The sequence below is a fragment of the Aureimonas flava genome (genome assembly GCF_003583935.1).
GTDB classification, from domain to species: Bacteria; Pseudomonadota; Alphaproteobacteria; order Rhizobiales; family Rhizobiaceae; genus Aureimonas; species Aureimonas flava.
On the sequence record NZ_QYRN01000006.1, the window covers coordinates 18,341 to 35,267 of the forward strand.

The window sequence follows — 16,927 nt, forward strand, 5'->3', positions numbered from 1 at the left end:
AGGCGACAACGCGTCAGCGACGCTGCGGCTCCACGCGCGAAGGCGCGCAGAACCGTAAATGTCGCAGGGCCGCGTTCAGTCCACGACCCGTCCCACGAAAGGCAGTTCGCGGAACGCGTGGCCGACATCCATGCCGTAGCCGACCACGAACACGTCCGGGCACTCGAAGCCGACGTGATCGGCCTCGATGGCGGCCGCGCGCTTCATGCGCTTGTCGAGGAGCACGGCGATCTCGGCGCCGGTGGCGCCGCGCGCCAGCATCAGGTCGCGCGCGAAGAGGAGCGTGCGGCCCGATTCGAGGATGTCGTCGACGAGGAGCACCTTGCGGCCCGAGATCGCCCCTTCCACGTCACGCACGATGCGCACGTCGCCGCCCACCGTTCCCGCGCCGTAGGACGAGAGCGAGATGAACTCCATTTCGGGCGCGACACCGTGGCGATGCAGGGCGCGGATCAGGTCGGCCGCGAACACGAAGGACCCCTTGAGGACCGCCACCACGAGGAGGTTCTCCGGCTGCCGGGCGGCGATCTCGGCCGCCATGCGATCCACCTCGCGCGCGATGGTCTCCTCCGAGAACAGGACCTCGAGCGCGCGCCCGCGAACCGCGATCATCGGAGCACCGGGGCGGCCGCGACGCGCACCGCCGGCTCGCCGGCGCCATGCCTCTCCGCCTCGGCGGGCGACAGGGCGAAGACGGCGAGCGCCGCGAGGGCGAGGCCGGCCGGAACGGCGAGGCGCGCTAGGCGGGGGGCCGTGGGAGCGAGGGCCGCCGCCGCGTCCAGCGCGGCGCCCCAGCGCGGCGCCGAGGCGGCGGGCGCCGGACGCGGGCCGGCGCCCGCGGTGCGCGAGACGACGCGCGCCTCGCCCTCGATCACGAGTTCGCGCGCGCCGCGCCAGTCGTGGCGCCGCCGGCTGAGCCGGCCATGAGGGTGGTTCGGCTCCATGCCGGCCTCCTACCGATCGATGCATCGCGGCGCTCGGCGCGCGAAGGTCAGGATTCGGTAAGCTCTTATGGTTAACGGAAGCTTGTGAGGCACGACGGCGGCCCGAATGCAGCCGGATTGATGGATCAGGGACGGGTGACGACGCCGCCGGGCGTCGCAAGGCAGGGAGGCCGGTGCGGCTTGATACGGTTCGAGAACGTGGGCCTGCGTTACGACATGGGGCCGGAAGTCCTGCGCGACCTGACCTTCGAGATCCGGTCGAAGTCCTTCCAGTTCCTCACCGGGCCGTCCGGCGCGGGCAAGACCAGCCTCCTGCGCATGCTCTTTCTCGCGCTGAAGCCCACGCGCGGCCTCATCACGGTGCTCGGCAAGGACGCCTCGACCCTCAAGCGCACCGACCTTCCGGCGATCCGCCGGCGCATCGGCGTGGTGTTCCAGGACTTCCGCCTGCTGGACCATCTGACCACCTACGAGAACGTCGCGCTGCCGTTGCGCGTGCGCGGGCGCGAGGAGGCGAGCTATCGGCGGGACGTGGTGGACCTCATCAAGTGGGTGGGTCTCGGCGAGCGGCTCGACGCCTCGCCCGTCGTCTTGTCGGGCGGCGAGAAGCAGCGCGCGGCGATCGCGCGCGCGCTGATCGACCGGCCGGACATCCTCCTGGCGGACGAGCCGACCGGCAATGTCGACCCGCCGCTCGCGCGCCGCCTCCTGCGCCTGTTCATGGAGCTCAACCGCACCGGAACCGCCGTGGTGATCGCCACGCACGACCTCGGCCTGATGGACCAGATCGAGGCGCGCCGCCTGATCCTCGCCGACGGGCGGCTCCAGATCTATGACTGATCCCCGCGCCCTCCTGTCACGATGGCGCTCGCGCGGGCAGGCGCGGGCGAACCCGATCGTGCCGCCCGGCAACGTGGCGGGGCGCGCGCTGCTCACCGTGATCGCCATCATGACCTTCCTGGCCAGCCTGACGCTCGGGGCGGTGACGCTGGTGGCCGACACGGCGGCCGACTGGCAGAGCGAGATCGCCCGCGAGGTGACGGTGCAGGTGCGCCCCGACGAGGGGCTGGACATGGCCGCCGCGCTGGACACGATCCGCGCCACCGTGCTCGCGGTGCCCGGCGTGGTCTCGGCCGTGCCGCTGGACGACGCGGCCACCGGGCGGCTCCTGGAGCCCTGGCTCGGCGAGGGGCTCGACCTCGACGAGCTTCCGGTGCCGCGCCTCGTGATCGTCGGAATCGACGAAGGCCGGCCGCCCGACTTCGCGCGGCTGCGCGATGCCGTGCGCGCCGCCGTGCCGCAGGCGAGCCTCGACGACCACCGCGCCTGGGTGTCGCGGCTCGTCTCCATGGCCCACGCGACGGTGCTGATCGGCATCGCGATCCTGGCGCTGGTGATGATCGCCACCGTCCTCACCGTGGTGTTCGCCACGCGCGGGGCGATGACGGGCAACCGGCACATCATCGAGGTGCTGCATTTCGTGGGCGCGCGCAGCGGTTTCATCGCGGGCGAGTTCCAGCGCCACTTCCTGAAGCTCGGGCTGATCGGCGCCTTCGCCGGCGGCGCCTGCGCCTTTCTCGTGTTCCTGCTCGTCGGGCAGTGGACGCGCGCCAACCAGGCGACGCCGGAGGCCGACCAGATCAGCGCCCTGTTCGGCTCCTTCGCCATCGGCTGGTGGGGCTATGCGGGCACCGCGGCGCTGGTGATCTCTATCGGCGTCTTGACCGCGCTGACCTCTCGCATCACGGTCACTAGCCAATTGGCCGCGATCGACATGCTGTCGCCGGTGGACGGATGAGAATGACTTGCAGCGGCCGGCTCGACGGCGGGAGGGCGCGGTGACGGCGCGGCAGGGGAGGCGCGGGCACTGGCCGCGTCGGTCGGCCTGGCTGGCGCTGTTCGTGGTGCTGGCGGGCGGCGCCTATCTGGTGGGCGGCTTCGCGCGCTTCGCCAGCGACGTCGCGGCGCTGTCCGCCCCGCCCGTCACGGCCCATGCCGACGGCATCGTGGTGCTGACGGGCGGCGAGCAGCGGCTGCGCAAGGCGATCGGGCTCCTGCGCGAGGGCCAGGGCCGGCGGCTCCTCATCAGCGGCGTGAACCGGGGCACCAGCGCCGCCGCCATCGCGCGCGCGACGGACACGGAGATGGCGCTGATCGACTGCTGCGTCGACCTCGACTACGAGGCGATGGACACGATCGGCAACGCCGAGGCGACCGCCCAGTGGGCCAAGGAACACGGGTTCGAACGCCTGCTCCTCGTCACCAGCGACTACCACATCCCCCGCTCGCTCCTGGAGATGGGCGGCGTCGCCGACGCGCCGGCGATCGTTCCCTATCCCGTCTCGCCCGAGAAGCTCTGGCGGCGCGACGGCTGGCCGACGCGGCTCGGCCTGCGCCTCCTGGTGACGGAATACGCCAAGGTCCTGGCGGTCAAGGCACGGCTCTCGACCGGGCTGGACCTGGCGGCGCTGGGGGGCGCGCACCACCGCGTCGCGGGCCGGTCGGAATAGGCGCGGGCGCGTCGCGTCGCCACCGGGGCGGGCGATCGCGCCGCCCGTTCTCGCGCGGCGCCGCGCTTGCGCCTTTCCCTTCCGCGCGCAGGCCCGTATGAGGAAGCGCCCGCCCGAAGGGCCGCCTTGTGTTCGAGCCGCTCGACCGATGATCCTGTTTCGCTCCGTCCTGTTCCAGATCCTGTTCTACGCCCACCTGATCGGGCAGCTTCTCGTGCACCTGCCGGTGTTCTTCCTGCTGCCGGAGGCGCGGCGCTGGCGCATCGTCAAGGGCTGGGCGCGCAACAGCCTCTGGCTGCTGCGCACGGTGGCGGGGACCGGCTCGCGTGTCGAGGACGCGGCGATGATGCCCGCCGGATCCTGCATCGTGGCCGCCAAGCACCAGTCCTTCTGGGACGTCATCGCGCTTCTCCTCGTGGTGGAACGGCCGGCCTTCATCCTGAAGAAGGAACTGATGGGCATCCCGGTCTTCGGCTGGTACGCGCGCACCATGGGCATGATCCCGGTGGATCGCTCGCGGCGCGCCGCGGTGCTGCCCTCGCTCCTGGCCGGCGCGCGCAAGGCGGTGTCGGAGGGGCGGCAGATCGTGATCTACCCGGAGGGCACGCGCTCGGCGCCGGGCACCGCGCCGAACTACCGCCCAGGGATCCACTTCCTGTACGCCGAGCTCGGCATTCCGGCCGTGCCGGTGGCGCTGAATTCCGGTCTGTTCTGGCCGCGCCAGGCGGTGCGCCGCGAGCCCGGCACGATCCGCGCGCAGTTCCTGGAGCCGATCCCGCCCGGCCTGAACCGCGAGACCTTCATCGCCGCCCTGCGCGACCGGATCGAGGAGCGTTCGCTGGATCTCGTCAGATCCGCCTATGCCGAGCGGCCCGACCTGCCCGTGAGCCCGCTGGTCGCCCGGCTCCTGGCCGATCCCGACCCGCATCCGGTGGAACAGGAACGCGCGCCCGAGGGCACGCAGGGGCTCTGACGCTTCAGAGCCGCGCCGCCACGCTCTCCAGCCAGCGGTCGTTGAGGCCGAGACGCTGGATTTCCTCCAGGGCCGACAGCACGTAGTCCCGGTTGGCACCCGACTGCCCGTGCGAGCGCGCGACCAGCGCGGCCGCCATGTCCACCGACAGCCGCCCCGCATACTGCGCGTGCCCCCGGTCCACCACGTAGGCCAGCGCGCGCACCGGGCGCCCGTCCAGGAGACGCACGGGCAGCCTCGTCTCCAGGTAGACGTTGGTCACCAGCTCGCGCTCCCGCAGGTAGGCGACCGTCGCCTCCGCCCGGTCGGCGCGCACGCGGAACGCCATGCCGACGCACGAGCCGCCCCGGTCGAGCCCGAACACGAGCCCCGGCCTCTCGGGCGTGCCCCGATGTACGTGGGAGTAGATGCACAGCGAGCGGTGGAAGCCGGCGAGGCGGGCGCGGGCGCGCTCCTCGTATTCGAAGCCCGGCCGCCAGATCAGCGAGCCGTAGGCGAAGACCCACAAATCGTCCATCACTCTTGCCATTCCCGTCTCCGGCGCTTCATGAAGGCGCCGGTTCGGCTGCGCAGAAAGGATGCCCGGATGGCAAGGTCAAGGGCGGAAGGGGAAACGGGCCGTCGCTCCGCGGCGGGTCGCGTCTTCGCGGGCGTCGCGATCGTGGTCCTGGTGCTGGCGGCGGCGCTGACCGGCGTCTGGTACTATCTGGCGGGCGAGCTCGACCGGCGCGTCGCATCGTTCCTGGACGCGTCGGCGGGCGGAGGCACCACCATCGCCTGCGACGGGCGCGAGGTGTTCGGCTATCCGTTCCGCATCGGCCTGTCCTGCGACACCGTGGGCGTCGATGCGCCCGGGAACGGCATCCGGCTTTCGGCGGGCACGCTGCGCACGGCGGCCCAGCTCTACCAGCCGTCCCATATCGTCGCCGAACTCGGCGGCCCCTTGCGCGCCGACCTGCCGGACCTGCCGCCGCTGGAGATGGGCTGGGATCTCGCCCAGGCCTCCACCAGCCTCTGGAGCGAGGGCATGGAGCGCGTGTCGATCGCGGTGGACGGACCCGTCCTGTCGCTCGTCGGCGACGACGGCGCGCTCGCCCCGCTCGCGCGCTCCACGCGGCTCGAGACCCATGCGCGGCAGAACGGGGCGGGGCTCGACTTCGCCTTGTCGGACGCGGGCGTGATCGCCGCCGTGCCGGGCATCGGGACCCTGCCGTCCTTCGACCTGTCGGCAGACCTCACGGTGGACGGCGCGGCGGCCTGGCTGCGCGACGGCGTGCCGGGTGGGCAGGTCGGGCCGGCGCTGCGCGGCGAGGCGGGACTGATCCGCACGCTGCGCCTCGCTTCGGCGGCGGGCGCGAGCGTCGACGTGTCGGGCCCTTTCCGGGTTTCGGAAACGGGAGAGATCTCGGGCGACTTCCGTCTCGGCGTCCAGAACCCGCAGGCGATCGCCGCGCTCGTCGCGGCCCTCGTCCCCGGCAGCGCCGGCATCGCCTCGACGATCGCCGGCGGCATCGGCCTCGTGGGGCGCCAGGAGAACGGCCGGACCGTGCTCGACGTCGCGGTGCGCGACGGCGAGGCCCGGCTCGGCTTCATCCCGCTCGGGCGGCTGCCGCGGATCTGACGCCTATTCGCCGGGCGCGCCCTCGTTCCAGGGGTCGCGTCGCGGCTTGAGGCGGCCGAAATTGGCCTCCTCCGTGTCCTGCCCCGCCTGCACGATGGAGCGCCGGATGGCGCGGGTGCGGGTGAAGAGGTCGAACAGCGCGTCGCCGTCCCCCCAGCGGATGGCGCGCTGGAGCGAGGCGAGGTCCTCCGAGAAGCGGGCCAGCATCTCGAGGACCGCGTCGCGATTGGTCAGGAAGATGTCGCGCCACATGGTCGGGTCGGAGGCGGCGATGCGCGTGAAGTCGCGAAAGCCCGAGGCCGAGAACTTGATGACCTCGGACTGCGTCACCGTCTCCAGATCGGCGGCCGTGCCCACGATGTTGTAGGCGATGAGGTGCGGCACGTGGCTGACGATGGCGAGCACGAGGTCGTGGTGCTCGGGCGTCATCACCTCCACCATCGCGCCGGTGGCGAGCCACAGGGCGCGTAGGCGCTCGGTCGCCGCCTCGTCCGTGTCGGGCAGCGGGGTGAGGATCGTCCAACGGTTCTCGAAGAGCTCCAGGAAGCCGGCATCCGGCCCGGACTGCTCCGTGCCGGCGATCGGGTGGCCCGGCACGAAGTGGACGTGGGCCGGCAGGTGCGGGCGCATCTGGTCCACCACCGCGCCCTTCACCGAGCCGACGTCGGAGACGATGGCGCCGGGCTTCAGGTGGGGGGCGATCGCCGCCGCCGCCGCGCCGCAGGATCCGACCGGCAGGCACAGGATCACGAGGTCGGCGTCGCGAACGGCCTCGGCCGGGTCGAGGTGGAAGCTCGTGCCGAGCCGCAGTTCCTCGGCGCGCCGGAGCGTCGCCTCGCGGCGCGTGGCCACGGCCACCTCGCGCGCGAGGCCCCGGTCGCGGATGTTGATCGCGATGGACGAGCCGATCAGGCCGATGCCGATCAGCGCGACCTTCTCGAAGAGCGGTGCCGTCATTTCGCGAGGAAATCCTTCAGCACGGCCAGGACGCCCTCGTTGGCCTCCGCCGAACCCACCGTCATGCGCAGCGCGTTGGGAAAGCCGTAGCCGGTCACGCGCCGCAGGATGAAGCCGCGCGTCGTGAGGAAGGCGTCGGCATCCGCCGCCGTGTGTCCGGCCCGGTCGGGGAAGTGGACCAGCACGAAGTTGCCGACCGAGGGCGTGACGCGAAGGCCGAGCGCCGAAAGCTCGCGCGTCAGCCGCTCGAGCCAGGCGTCGTTGTGCGCGACGCTCTTCTCGACATGCGCGCTGTCGCGGATCGCGGCGGCGCCGGCCGCGATGGCCATGGCGTTGAGGTTGAACGGGCCCCGGATGCGGTCCAGCGCGTCCACGATCTCCTCCGGCGCCAGCATCCAGCCGATGCGCAGGCCGGCGAGGCCGTGGATCTTGGAGAAGGTCCGCGTCATCACGACGTTGCGGTTGGCGGCCACCATCTCGGTGCCGGCGCGGTAGTCCTCGCGACGCACGTATTCGGCATAGGCCGCGTCCAGCACCAGGAGGACGTTGGCGGGAAGGGCCGCATGGAGGCGCTCGATCTCGGCGGCCGGCAGGTAGGTGCCGGTGGGGTTGTTCGGATTGGCCAGGAAGACGATCCGGGTGCGCGGCGTCACGCAGGCGAGGATCGCGTCCACCTCGGCGCGCTCGTCCCGCTCGCGCGCGACCACGGGCGTCGCGCCGGCGGCGCGGATGTAGATGTCGTAGACGAGGAAGCCGTGCTCGGTGTGGATCGCCTCGTCGCCGGGCGACAGGAACGCCTGCGCCAGGAGGCCGAGCAGCTCGTCGGAGCCGTTGCCGCATAGGATGCGCGAGGCGGGCAGATCGTGCACCTCGGCGATCGCCGCCTTGAGGGCGCCGGCCTGGCCGTCGGGATAGAGCTCCAGGTGGGCCGCGACGTCGGCGAGCGCCGCCTGGACCTCGGGCGAGGCGCCGAAGGGCGTCTCGTTGGAGGACAGCTTGTGCAGCCGGACACCCGCCGGCGCCTTGCTCTTGCCCGGCACGTAGGCCTCGATGTCGAGGACGCCGGGCTTGGGCTGGGGGCGTGCGGGAAGGCTGGTCATCGCGGGTCCTGCTGCTCGGCCGGTGGGAGACATGCGCCCGCGCATACTCCCCGGCGTGCCGGCTGTCGAGGGAGGGCGCAACAATCCGTTGCGCTGCGGCACGCGGGGCGATAGCACGAGCCATGTCGATCATCGCCGATCCCGTCACCGAGGAAACGTTGAGCGCGCGCGAGGCGCGTCAGCCGTCCTCCAAGGTCGCCTTCTTCGGCGAGGACGAGCCGCTGCGCCTCGACGGCGGCCGCACCCTCTCGCCCTTCCACATCGCCTACGAGACCTATGGCGAGCTGAACGCCGACAAATCCAACGCGATCTACGTCTGCCACGCCCTGACGGGCGACCAGTACGCCGCGAGCCCCAACCCTGTGACCGGCAAGCCCGGCTGGTGGTCGAGCCTGATCGGCCCGGGCAAGCCGGTGGACACCGACCGGTTCTTCGTCGTCTCGTCCAACGTCATCGGCTCGTGCATGGGCTCCACGGGGCCGGCCTCGGTCGACCTGCGCACGGGTCTCCCTTACGCGCTCGACCTGCCGGTGCTCACCATCGGCGACATGGTGCGCGCGCAGGCCATGCTGATCGACCGGCTCGGCATCGACCAGCTCTTCGCCGTGATCGGCGGCTCGATGGGCGGCATGCAGGTCCTGCAATGGACGGTGGCGTATCCCGAGCGCGTCTTCGCGGCGCTGCCGATCGCCACGGGCGCGCGCCATTCCTCGCAGAACATCGCCTTCCACGAGGTCGGGCGCCAGGCCGTGATGGCCGATCCCGACTGGCGCGGCGGACACTATCTCCAGCACGGCACCCGGCCCCACAAAGGCCTGGCGGTGGCGCGCATGGCCGCGCACGTCACCTACCTGTCGCAGGCGGCCCTGCATCGCAAGTTCGGACGCAACCTCCAGGATCGCGACCGGCTCGGCTTCGGCTTCGAGGCGGATTTCCAGATCGAGAGCTACCTTCGGCACCAGGGCATGACCTTCGTGGACCGGTTCGACGCCAACGCCTATCTCTACCTGACGCGGGCCATGGACTATTTCGACATCGCCGCCGAGCACGGCGGGCGCCTCGCCGACGCCTTCCGGGGCGCGCGCACGCGCTTCTGCCTCGTGAGCTTCTCGTCCGACTGGCTGTTCCCGACGCAGGAGAGCCGGGCCGTGGTGCATGCGCTCAACGCCAACGCCGCCTCCGTGTCCTTCGTGGAGATCGCGACCGACAAGGGCCACGACGCGTTCCTGCTCGACGAGCCGGAATTCACCGGCGCGGTGCAGGGCTTCCTGTCCTCGGCCGCCAAGGCGAGGGGGCTCCTGTGAGCGCGGCGGAGACGGCGCCCGTGCCGACGTCGCGGATCGTGTCGGTGGAGGAGGGCGGCGCGCGCGTCGACCTGCGCGCCATCGCCGAACTGGTCGAGCCGGGCAGCCGGGTGCTCGACGTGGGTTGCGGCGACGGATCGCTGATGGAGCTCCTCCAGGCGCGGCGCGGCGTGGACGCAAGGGGAATCGAGCTCAGCCAGCCCGGCGTCAACGAATGCGTGCGCCGGGGCCTGTCGGTGATCCAGGGCGACGCCGACAGCGATCTGGTGCACTATCCCGACGGGGCCTTCGACTACGCCATCCTGTCGCAGACGATCCAGGCGACCGAGAACCCCAAGCTGGTGCTGGCCGAGCTCCTGCGCATCGGCCGTCGCGCGGTGGTCTCGTTTCCGAACTTCGGCCACTGGTCGGTGCGCTCGTCCCTGTTCTTCAAGGGGCGGATGCCGGTGACCCGGAGCCTGTCCTACTCGTGGTACGACACGCCCAACATCCACTTCTGCACCATCCGCGACTTCGTGGAACTGGCGCGCGAGCTGGGGGCGGAGGTGGAGAGCGCCGTGGCGCTGAACTCGGCCGGCCAACGCGTCGGCATGCGCCTGCCTTGGGCGGTCTGGAACCTGTTCGGCGCGCAGGGCGTCTTCGTGCTCCGCCGATAGCGGCGGTGGCGTCCCGGCGAGGCGGCCGGGACGCGGCGGCCTCACTTGGCGGCCGGGGCCTTCAGCACCTCGTAGGTGCAGTCGAACTCGGCGCGCGCGATCCGATAGGTGTCGTCGCGATCGCCGGGGATCTGCACGATGGCGTCGCCGGGCTTGGCGACCATCGGCGTGCCCCAGGGCGCGACGAACTGGAAGGCGCCGGTTTCCGGGGACACGAGGAAGAACCCCATCTCCTGGCCGCTCGGATGGAACTCCCTGAAGCCCTCCGCGTCCGGCTCACCCTGCGGGGCGCCGTAGCGCTCGGGAAACCGGGCGGCCTTCACCAGGATCGTCGGGTTGGCGGCCTTGTCGGCGGAGCAGCGGTTGCGCACCACCCAGTCGCCCGGCTCGGCCGGCTTCGACGTGGTCTCGACGCCCTCGCCGGGGATCACGGTGACGACCACCTCGCCCTCGCGCGCCGGGCGCGCGTCCACGGCGCGCGTCTTGCGGGCCGTTCCGGTGAGCCCCGCGCCCTCGGCCTGGCCGAAGAGCTCGATCTGGTTTCGCTGGGGCAGATCCTCGGCCAGCGCCGGGCCGGCGAGGACGAGGAGGAGGGCGGGCGCTAGAACGGCTGTTCGCATCGGTTCGGCTCGTGTCCGAGGGGGCGGGAAGGGCGGGGGACGACATGGGCGGTGCCGGGAGCTGACGCCCGTGCCGTCCCCCGCCCTTCTAGCAGGGCCGCATGACGGTGCGAACACGTTCCGTCATCGCCGCGCGCTCGCCGGCGCGCTAGAGGTCGACCGTCTTCATCCCCGCTTCCGCGTAGCGCTCGCCCGCCGCGATGCCGGCCGGGAAGGCCTCGTCGATCTCGGCGAGGTCGTCCGGCGTCAGCGCGACCTGGACGGCCTCCGCGTTCTCCTCGAGATAGCGGATGCGCTTGGTGCCGGGGATCGGCACGATGTCGTGCCCCTGCGCCAGCACCCAGGCGAGCGCGAGCTGCGAGGGCGTCGCGTTCTTGCGCTTGGCGATCGCCCGTACCGTGTCGACGAGCTTGAGGTTCCTTGCGAAGTTCTCGCCGGAGAAGCGCGGGCTGCCTTTGCGGAAGTCGTCGTCCGGCAGGTCTTCCGGCTTCTGGAACCGCCCGGTCAGGAACCCTCGCCCGAGCGGCGAATAGGGCACGAAGCCGATGCCGAGCTCGCGCAGGAGCGGCAGGATCGCCGCTTCCGGATCGCGGCTCCAGAGCGAGTACTCGGTCTGGAGCGCGGCGATCGGATGGGTGGCGTGGGCGCGGCGGATCGTGTCGGACCCCGCCTCCGACAGGCCGAGGAAGCGCACCTTGCCCTCCTCCACCAGGCGGCCCATCTCGCCCACCGTGTCCTCGATCGGAACGCCCGGATCGACCCGGTGCTGGTAGTAGAGGTCGATGTGGTCGGTCCCGAGCCGCCGGAGGCTCGCGTCGCAGGCCCGGCGCAGGTAGTCCGGCCGGCCGTTGATGCCGAGTCGCTCGCCGTTCGGCCCGCGGACGTTGCCGAACTTGGTGGCGAGCACCACGCGCTCGCGGCGACCCTGCAGCGCGCGCCCGACGAGTTCCTCGTTGCGGCCGACGCCGTACATGTCGGCGGTGTCGAGGAAGGTGACGCCGAGATCGAGCGCCCGGTGGATCACCGAGAGCGATTCGCCGTCGTCGCCCTCGCCGTAGAATTCGGACATACCCATGCAGCCGAGGCCGAGGGCGGAGACGGAAAGGTCGGGGCCGAGCTTGCGCTGTTCCATGGGGACCATCCTGCGTTGTCGTGTCGGGACCCCGATCTAAGGCGTGGGCCGGCGCGTTTCGAGGTGCAGCGCGGGGGAGGGGGTGCCCTGGGGCACGAGAACGGGGCGCATGGCGCGGATGCGGCTGCGCTCGCGGCTGGTGACGGGGATGCCGCGATAGACGAGCTTCACCGCCTCGATCACGATGGCGCCCGCGAACATCGGCCAGAAACGCCGGCCCGTGCGGTCCCACGGACCGGCGAAGTTCAGCAGTCGCTCGCGGCGGAAAGGCGGGAAGAACAGGGCTTCGGAAAAGCCGGCCGGCGTGAACTGGGTGTCCCGCAGGAGGCGCGTCGCCTGCGGGCGCGACCAGGGTCGGCCGGAGCCGAAGGGCGTGTGCTCGAAGCGCGCCCATACGCCGCGCCGGCTCGGCAGCACCATGACCAGCCGCCCGCCGGGGGCGAGCACCCGCCAGGCCTCGCCCAGCATCTCCGCCGGATCCTCGGCGAACTCCAGCGCATGCACCATCAGGATACGGTCCACGGAGGCGTCGCCGAGCGGCAGCTCGGCCGGGTGCACCAGCGCGGCCAGCGAGGGACGCCCGAGCGGCCAGTTCACCGCCCCCTGCGCCGCCGGCATGAAGGCCAGGGTGCGCTCCGATTCGCCCGTGAGACGGTCGAGATAGGGCGTGACGTAACCGAGCCCGACGAGACGCTCGTCGCGGATCGGCTTCCACACCGCGCCCAGCGCCATGGCGAGCGAGCGCACGCACGCATCCCCGAGCCGCGAGGCGTAGAAGTCGCGCAGGTCGACGATGTCGGCGTTCACGGCGGTCATCCGCTCTCCCGTCGAGAGGTTCCGGCCCTAACTAGCGCGGTCGAGGCGAAGGCGCGAGGTTTGCGATGTCCCCGTATCCGATTCGGCAGTTCACCTGCCGCAGCGACAATTTCGGCGTGCTGCTGCACGACCCGCAGTCCGGCAGCACCCTGTCGATCGACGCGCCGGAGGAGGCGCCGATCCTGGCGGCGCTGGAGCGCGAGGGCTGGCGCCTGACCCATATCCTGACGACGCACCATCACGGCGACCACGTGGCGGCCAACGAGGCGCTCAAGGAGCGTTTCGGCGCGCAGGTCGTCGGACCGGAGGCCGAGCGCGCCCGCATCCCCGGCCTAGACCGGGGCGTGCGGGGCGGCGACCGATTCGCGGTCGGGAGCCTGCGGATCGAGGTCATCGACACGCCCGGACACACCGCCGGCCACGTGTCCTACTTCGTGCCGGCGGCCGGGGCCCTGTTCGCGGCCGACACGCTGTTTTCGCTCGGCTGCGGGCGCCTGTTCGAGGGCGACGCCGCCACGATGTGGGAAAGCGTGAAGCGGCTGCGGGTGCTGCCGGACGAGACCATGCTCTTTTGCGGCCACGAATACACGGCGACCAACGCGCGCTTCGCGCTGGACGTCGACCCCGGCAATCTCCTGCTGCAGGAGCGTGTGAAGGAAGTGGAGGCGCTGCGGGTGCGGGGCGAGGCGACGCTGCCGGTGGCGCTCGGCCGCGAGAAGCGCACCAACCCCTTCCTTCGGGCCGACGACCCGGAACTCCAGGGCGCGCTGGGGATGGCGGGCGAGGATCCGGTGGCGGTCTTCGCGGCGCTTCGCGAGCGGAGGAACGGCTATTGAGGGCGCGGGACGTCGTCGCGGCGCTGCGGCTGGAGCCGCATCCCGAAGGCGGCTGGTATCGCGAGACCTTCCGCGACACGGCGGTGGACGAGACGGGACGGGCGCGTTCCACCGCGATCTACTATCTGCTCGACCTCGGCGAGACCTCCGAGTGGCACCGCGTCACGGACGCTGCCGAGACCTGGGCCTGGCATGCCGGGTCGCCCCTCGTCCTCACCGTCTCGCCGAACGGCCACGACGCCTCCGCCCACCGGCTCGGACCGAACGTGCTGGCGGGCGAGGCGCCGCAGTTCACCGTGCCGTCCGGCTGGTGGCAGACCGCCACCAGTCTCGGCGAATGGACGCTGGTCACCTGCACGGTGGCTCCGGGGTTCCGTTTCGAGAGCTTCGAGATGGCCCCGCCCGACTGGCGCCCGCGTCCCCGCCCGCCGCGCTCCGGATAGGGCGCGGCGGGCGGGGGGACGGTCAGAACTCCTCCCAGCTGTCGTCGACGGGAGCCGCGAGGGCGGCTGCGCCGCCGTGCCCGACGGTGCGCATCTGCTGCACCGGGCGGACGGGCGTCGGGGCCGACGGGCGCCGGATGGAGGACGCCGGGGCGGCGTGCTCCGCGGGGCCGGCGGCGCGGACGCGGAACCGGCGGGTGAGCGCGGCGAGCTGGTCGGTCTCGGTCGACAGCGCCTGCGCGGCGGCGGTGGTCTGTTCCACCATGGCCGCGTTCTGCTGGGTGACCTTGTCCATCTGGTCGGCCGCCGTCGACACCTCGCGCAGAGCCGTGGCCTGTTCCTTGGCCGAGCCGGCGATCTGCGCGACGATGCGGTTCATCTCGGACACCTGGTCGACGATCTGGTCAAGGCTGCGGCCGGACGCCGTGACGAGCTCGACGCCGGCCTCGACCTGCGTGCCGGATTTCGAGATCAGCGTCTTGATCTCCTTGGCGGCCTCGGCCGAGCGCTGGGCGAGCCCGCGCACCTCCTGCGCCACCACGGCGAAGCCGCGTCCCGCCTCGCCGGCGCGCGCCGCCTCGACGCCCGCGTTCAGCGCAAGGAGATTGGTCTGGAACGCGATCTCGTCGATCACGCCGATGATGCGGCCGATCTTGCCGGAGGAATCCTCGATCTGGGCCATCGCCTCCATGGCCCGCGCGACCACCGCGCCGCCCGCCTCGGCGTTCTTCTGCGTCGCCGCCGCCGATCCCTGCGCCTTCGAGGCGCCCTCGGCCGTGCCGTTCACGGCGCGCGTCACCTCCGACAGCGCGGCCACGGTCTCCTCGAGGTTGGCGGCCTGCTGCTCGGTGCGCTGGGCGAGGTCGTTGGAGGCGTTGGAGATCTCGCCGAGGCCGAGGCGGATCGTGCCGATCGCGCCGACCACGGCGCCGATCGCGGTCTCGAGCGATTCCACCGAGGCGTTGAAGGTCTGGCGGATCGGCTCGAACTCGGTGGCGACGCCGTCGTTCATGCGCACCGTCAGATCGCCCGAGGACAGGCGCTCGAAGCTCGTCTCCACGAGGTGGACGAAGCTGCGCAGATCCTCGGCGCGGGCGTTGTCGATGGCCGCTTGCCGCTCGCGGCTGGTGGCCTGCGCGAGGCGGGAGGCTTCCGCCTCCGCCTCCAGCCGCTCCTTCTCGACCGCCGCGGTCTTGAACACCTGCACCGTCTCGGCCATCGCGCCGATCTCGTCGCCCCGCCCGAGGCCGGACACCTCGACCGTCTTGTCGCCCTCGGCCAGACGGCGCATGTCGGCGGTCAGGCGGATCACCGGCTTGGAGATCGAGCGGGCGATGGCGAACGCGGCCGCGCACAGGATCGCCAGGATGACCGCACTCGTTCCGATCGCGCGATACACCGAGGAGCGGAATAGCGCGTTGAGGTCGTCGACGTAGACACCGGTGCCGACCGTCCAGTTCCAGGGCGCGAAGCGGGTGGAGAAGGACAGCTTCGGCTGCGCCACGTCCTCGCCGACGCGCGAGCGGAAGTAGCTCACGAAGCCGCCGCCGTTGGCCGCGGTCGCGATCAGCTCGCGGACGTGGAAGAGGCCGTTGGCGTCCTTGTCGTCCCAGCCGCTCTTGCCTTCCAGCTTATGGTCGCCGTGGATGACGCGCGTGCCGTCGGGCAGGAAGGCGAAGACGTATTCGTTGTTGCCGTAGCGCATGTTGCGCACGGCCTCGCGCGCGGCGGTCTGCGCCTGGTCCTGCGTCATGCGGCCCGCGTCCGCCTCGTCCGAGAAATGCTTCATCACGGAGACCGCCGACGCCACCTGCATCTGGAGCAGATGCTCGCGGTCGCCCCAGATCGAGGAGCGCAGCTCCATGAGCTGGACCGCCATGACGGCCAGGCTGCCCAGGGCAGCGAGCATGATGAGAGCGGCGAGCTTGCGCGAGATCGTAAGACGCATGGGCGCGACGAATCCCCTCTTCCGGTTGAAACTGGGCACAACCTAGGGATCCGAGTTTAAATATTCGTCTGCATTACTGTATCGGACGGAGGAGTTGCCTGGTCAGAACCGTACCGTGCGCGATCGTCCGGCTCCCCCGGCCAGCCGGCGGAACAGGGGAAGCGCCGCGAGCGAGGCGCCGCCGGCGATCAGCACCGCCGCCAGCGCGAGCGAAGCCGAGACGGGCGCCTCGCCGGCGGCGACCAGCGCCAGGGTCGAGAGGATCGGCGCCAGGTAGCTCGCGGCGCCGAGGAGCTGGACGTCGCCGCGCTTCATGCCGATGTCCCAGCAGAAGAAGGCCGCCCCGACCGGCAGGAGGCCGAGCAGCGCGACCGCGCCCCACTCTGCCCCCGTCGCCGGCCAGACCGTCTCCTCGAACAGGAGATGGCAGATCAGGGACAGCACGGCCGTTGCCGCGCAGAAGCCGCCCACGACCTCGCTCGGCACCGCCGCCAGGCGCCGCGACAGGAGCGAGTAGCCCGCCCAGAACACGGCCGCCGAGGCGGCCAGCGCGTAGCCGGGTGCGTGCGCCGGCGAGAAGGAAAGGCCCCCGTCGCGCCCGGCGATCACCAGCGCGGTGCCGGCGAGCCCGATCGACGCGCCCGCCACGTGGTACCAGCGCAGCCGCTCGCCCGGCACGAGCGCCGAGCCGACCACGATCAGCAGCGGCCAGAGATAGGCGATCAGGCTCGCCTCCACCGCCGGCGCCGCGCGCACGGCCGCGAAGTAGAGCGCGTGGTAGCCGAACAGGCCGCCGACGCCGACCAGCCAGACGCGTGGCGGCTGGCGCAGGACGCGAAGGGCCCCGCGCCGGCGAAGCAGCGGCACCACGCAGACCAGGGTGCCCACCGCGAAGGTCATGGCGGCGAGCTGGAAGGCGGGAACCGCGCCGCTGCGCGCCGCCAGGAGCGCCAGGAGCGACCACATCAGGATCGCCAGGAAGCCGATAAACGTCGCCATGCCGACCCCGCCCATGATGCCCTGCCGCACGTCGGCATCGGACGGCGGGTAGCGGATGGGGCGGGGCG

At 71.8% G+C, this 16,927-nt stretch carries 19 protein-coding genes; 9 read left to right on the forward strand and 10 right to left on the reverse strand.

The genetic code is table 11. The features are described 5' to 3' along the window. Window positions 1-75: 75 nt before the first annotated feature. Together hpt and D3218_RS11915 are read right to left on the reverse strand one after the other, a co-directional pair. Window positions 76-612, reverse strand: a complete 537-nt coding sequence (hpt, locus tag D3218_RS11910) for a hypoxanthine phosphoribosyltransferase (RefSeq protein WP_119540314.1) — start codon at window positions 610-612, stop codon at window positions 76-78. Next, window positions 609-944 carry a hypothetical protein gene (locus D3218_RS11915; RefSeq protein WP_119540315.1) on the reverse strand — a complete coding sequence of 112 codons (336 nt, stop codon included), beginning with the start codon at window positions 942-944 and terminating at the stop codon, window positions 609-611. The genes hpt and D3218_RS11915 overlap by 4 nt, the downstream gene beginning before the upstream one ends. Window positions 945-1,124: 180 nt before the next feature. On the opposite strand from D3218_RS11915, the gene ftsE reads away from it, so the two are divergent. The 4 genes from ftsE to D3218_RS11935 all read left to right on the forward strand — a co-directional run bounded on the left by ftsE (window position 1,125) and on the right by D3218_RS11935 (window position 4,427). After that, entirely contained in the window at window positions 1,125-1,784 is a 660-nt protein-coding gene (gene ftsE / locus D3218_RS11920) for a cell division ATP-binding protein FtsE (protein ID WP_119540316.1), read from the forward strand. Then, window positions 1,777-2,742 carry a cell division protein FtsX gene (locus tag D3218_RS11925; protein WP_119540317.1) on the forward strand — a complete coding sequence of 322 codons (966 nt, stop codon included), beginning with the start codon at window positions 1,777-1,779 and terminating at the stop codon, window positions 2,740-2,742. The genes ftsE and D3218_RS11925 overlap by 8 nt, the downstream gene beginning before the upstream one ends. Before the next feature lie 40 nt (window positions 2,743-2,782). Next, window positions 2,783-3,454, forward strand: a complete 672-nt coding sequence (locus D3218_RS11930) for a YdcF family protein (protein ID WP_245415029.1) — start codon at window positions 2,783-2,785, stop codon at window positions 3,452-3,454. A 148-nt stretch (window positions 3,455-3,602) separates the two neighbouring features. Continuing rightward, on the forward strand, window positions 3,603-4,427 hold the full coding sequence (locus D3218_RS11935) for a lysophospholipid acyltransferase family protein (protein ID WP_119540318.1): 825 nt from the start codon (window positions 3,603-3,605) through the stop codon (window positions 4,425-4,427). Window positions 4,428-4,431: 4 nt separating this feature from the next. On the opposite strand, the gene D3218_RS11940 is transcribed toward D3218_RS11935, so the two are convergent. Continuing rightward, entirely contained in the window at window positions 4,432-4,944 is a 513-nt protein-coding gene (locus D3218_RS11940; protein WP_119540319.1) for a gamma-glutamylcyclotransferase, read from the reverse strand. A 69-nt stretch (window positions 4,945-5,013) separates the two neighbouring features. Between D3218_RS11940 and D3218_RS11945 the strand changes: the two genes are divergently transcribed. After that, window positions 5,014-6,048, forward strand: a complete 1,035-nt coding sequence (locus D3218_RS11945) for a DUF2125 domain-containing protein (RefSeq protein WP_168990496.1) — start codon at window positions 5,014-5,016, stop codon at window positions 6,046-6,048. Between the two features lie 3 nt (window positions 6,049-6,051). Here the strand turns inward: D3218_RS11945 and D3218_RS11950 are convergent, their stop codons facing one another. Both D3218_RS11950 and hisC read right to left on the reverse strand, forming a co-directional pair. After that, entirely contained in the window at window positions 6,052-7,005 is a 954-nt protein-coding gene (locus D3218_RS11950; RefSeq protein ID WP_119540321.1) for a prephenate/arogenate dehydrogenase family protein, read from the reverse strand. After that, window positions 7,002-8,105, reverse strand: coding sequence for a histidinol-phosphate transaminase (gene hisC / locus D3218_RS11955; protein WP_119540322.1), 1,104 nt, complete (start codon window positions 8,103-8,105; stop codon window positions 7,002-7,004). The genes D3218_RS11950 and hisC overlap by 4 nt, the downstream gene beginning before the upstream one ends. Window positions 8,106-8,227: 122 nt before the next feature. Here hisC and metX point away from each other — a divergent pair, with 122 nt between their 5' ends. Then, window positions 8,228-9,409 (forward strand): homoserine O-acetyltransferase MetX, encoded by a 1,182-nt coding sequence (gene metX, locus D3218_RS11960; RefSeq protein WP_119540323.1) that lies wholly within the window; start codon window positions 8,228-8,230, stop codon window positions 9,407-9,409. Window positions 9,410-9,447: 38 nt separating this feature from the next. Then, window positions 9,448-10,065: a methionine biosynthesis protein MetW gene (gene metW / locus D3218_RS11965; RefSeq protein ID WP_119540609.1), complete on the forward strand. Its 618-nt coding sequence runs from the start codon at window positions 9,448-9,450 to the stop codon at window positions 10,063-10,065. A 41-nt stretch (window positions 10,066-10,106) separates the two neighbouring features. Here the strand turns inward: metW and D3218_RS11970 are convergent, their stop codons facing one another. The 3 genes from D3218_RS11970 to D3218_RS11980 form a co-directional block, all read right to left on the reverse strand. Continuing rightward, entirely contained in the window at window positions 10,107-10,685 is a 579-nt protein-coding gene (locus D3218_RS11970) for a hypothetical protein (RefSeq protein ID WP_119540324.1), read from the reverse strand. A gap of 148 nt (window positions 10,686-10,833) precedes the next feature. Beyond that, the gene (locus tag D3218_RS11975; RefSeq protein WP_119540325.1) at window positions 10,834-11,817 is read right to left on the reverse strand and encodes an aldo/keto reductase; all 984 of its coding nucleotides are present in this window, start codon (window positions 11,815-11,817) and stop codon (window positions 10,834-10,836) included. A gap of 36 nt (window positions 11,818-11,853) precedes the next feature. Then, window positions 11,854-12,624, reverse strand: coding sequence for a methyltransferase domain-containing protein (locus D3218_RS11980; protein WP_119540610.1), 771 nt, complete (start codon window positions 12,622-12,624; stop codon window positions 11,854-11,856). Between the two features lie 74 nt (window positions 12,625-12,698). On the opposite strand from D3218_RS11980, the gene gloB reads away from it, so the two are divergent. Then, window positions 12,699-13,469, forward strand: coding sequence for a hydroxyacylglutathione hydrolase (gloB, locus tag D3218_RS11985; RefSeq protein ID WP_119540326.1), 771 nt, complete (start codon window positions 12,699-12,701; stop codon window positions 13,467-13,469). Next, the gene (locus D3218_RS11990; RefSeq protein ID WP_119540327.1) at window positions 13,466-13,912 is read left to right on the forward strand and encodes a cupin domain-containing protein; all 447 of its coding nucleotides are present in this window, start codon (window positions 13,466-13,468) and stop codon (window positions 13,910-13,912) included. Before gloB ends, D3218_RS11990 begins: the two co-directional genes overlap by 4 nt. A gap of 22 nt (window positions 13,913-13,934) precedes the next feature. On the opposite strand, the gene D3218_RS11995 is transcribed toward D3218_RS11990, so the two are convergent. Both D3218_RS11995 and yddG read right to left on the reverse strand, forming a co-directional pair. Then, window positions 13,935-15,860, reverse strand: coding sequence for a methyl-accepting chemotaxis protein (locus tag D3218_RS11995; protein ID WP_119540328.1), 1,926 nt, complete (start codon window positions 15,858-15,860; stop codon window positions 13,935-13,937). 102 nt (window positions 15,861-15,962) lie between these two features. Further along, window positions 15,963-16,859, reverse strand: coding sequence for an aromatic amino acid exporter YddG (gene yddG / locus D3218_RS12000; protein WP_119540611.1), 897 nt, complete (start codon window positions 16,857-16,859; stop codon window positions 15,963-15,965). Window positions 16,860-16,927 lie beyond the last annotated feature (68 nt).

What these genes read in the sequence shown, in the direction of transcription:
- hpt (WP_119540314.1), bottom strand. Translation starts at nt 612, where the DNA reads ATGATCGCGGTTCGCGGGCGCGCGCTCGAGGTCCTGTTCTCGGAGGAG.
- D3218_RS11915 (WP_119540315.1), bottom strand. Translation starts at nt 944, where the DNA reads ATGGAGCCGAACCACCCTCATGGCCGGCTCAGCCGGCGGCGCCACGAC.
- D3218_RS11925 (WP_119540317.1), top strand. Translation starts at nt 1,777, where the DNA reads ATGACTGATCCCCGCGCCCTCCTGTCACGATGGCGCTCGCGCGGGCAG.
- D3218_RS11935 (WP_119540318.1), top strand. Translation starts at nt 3,603, where the DNA reads ATGATCCTGTTTCGCTCCGTCCTGTTCCAGATCCTGTTCTACGCCCAC.
- D3218_RS11940 (WP_119540319.1), bottom strand. Translation starts at nt 4,944, where the DNA reads ATGGACGATTTGTGGGTCTTCGCCTACGGCTCGCTGATCTGGCGGCCG.
- D3218_RS11945 (WP_168990496.1), top strand. Translation starts at nt 5,014, where the DNA reads ATGGCAAGGTCAAGGGCGGAAGGGGAAACGGGCCGTCGCTCCGCGGCG.
- D3218_RS11950 (WP_119540321.1), bottom strand. Translation starts at nt 7,005, where the DNA reads ATGACGGCACCGCTCTTCGAGAAGGTCGCGCTGATCGGCATCGGCCTG.
- hisC (WP_119540322.1), bottom strand. Translation starts at nt 8,105, where the DNA reads ATGACCAGCCTTCCCGCACGCCCCCAGCCCAAGCCCGGCGTCCTCGAC.
- metX (WP_119540323.1), top strand. Translation starts at nt 8,228, where the DNA reads ATGTCGATCATCGCCGATCCCGTCACCGAGGAAACGTTGAGCGCGCGC.
- D3218_RS11970 (WP_119540324.1), bottom strand. Translation starts at nt 10,685, where the DNA reads ATGCGAACAGCCGTTCTAGCGCCCGCCCTCCTCCTCGTCCTCGCCGGC.
- D3218_RS11975 (WP_119540325.1), bottom strand. Translation starts at nt 11,817, where the DNA reads ATGGAACAGCGCAAGCTCGGCCCCGACCTTTCCGTCTCCGCCCTCGGC.
- gloB (WP_119540326.1), top strand. Translation starts at nt 12,699, where the DNA reads ATGTCCCCGTATCCGATTCGGCAGTTCACCTGCCGCAGCGACAATTTC.
- D3218_RS11995 (WP_119540328.1), bottom strand. Translation starts at nt 15,860, where the DNA reads ATGCGTCTTACGATCTCGCGCAAGCTCGCCGCTCTCATCATGCTCGCT.
- yddG (WP_119540611.1), bottom strand. Translation starts at nt 16,859, where the DNA reads ATGGCGACGTTTATCGGCTTCCTGGCGATCCTGATGTGGTCGCTCCTG.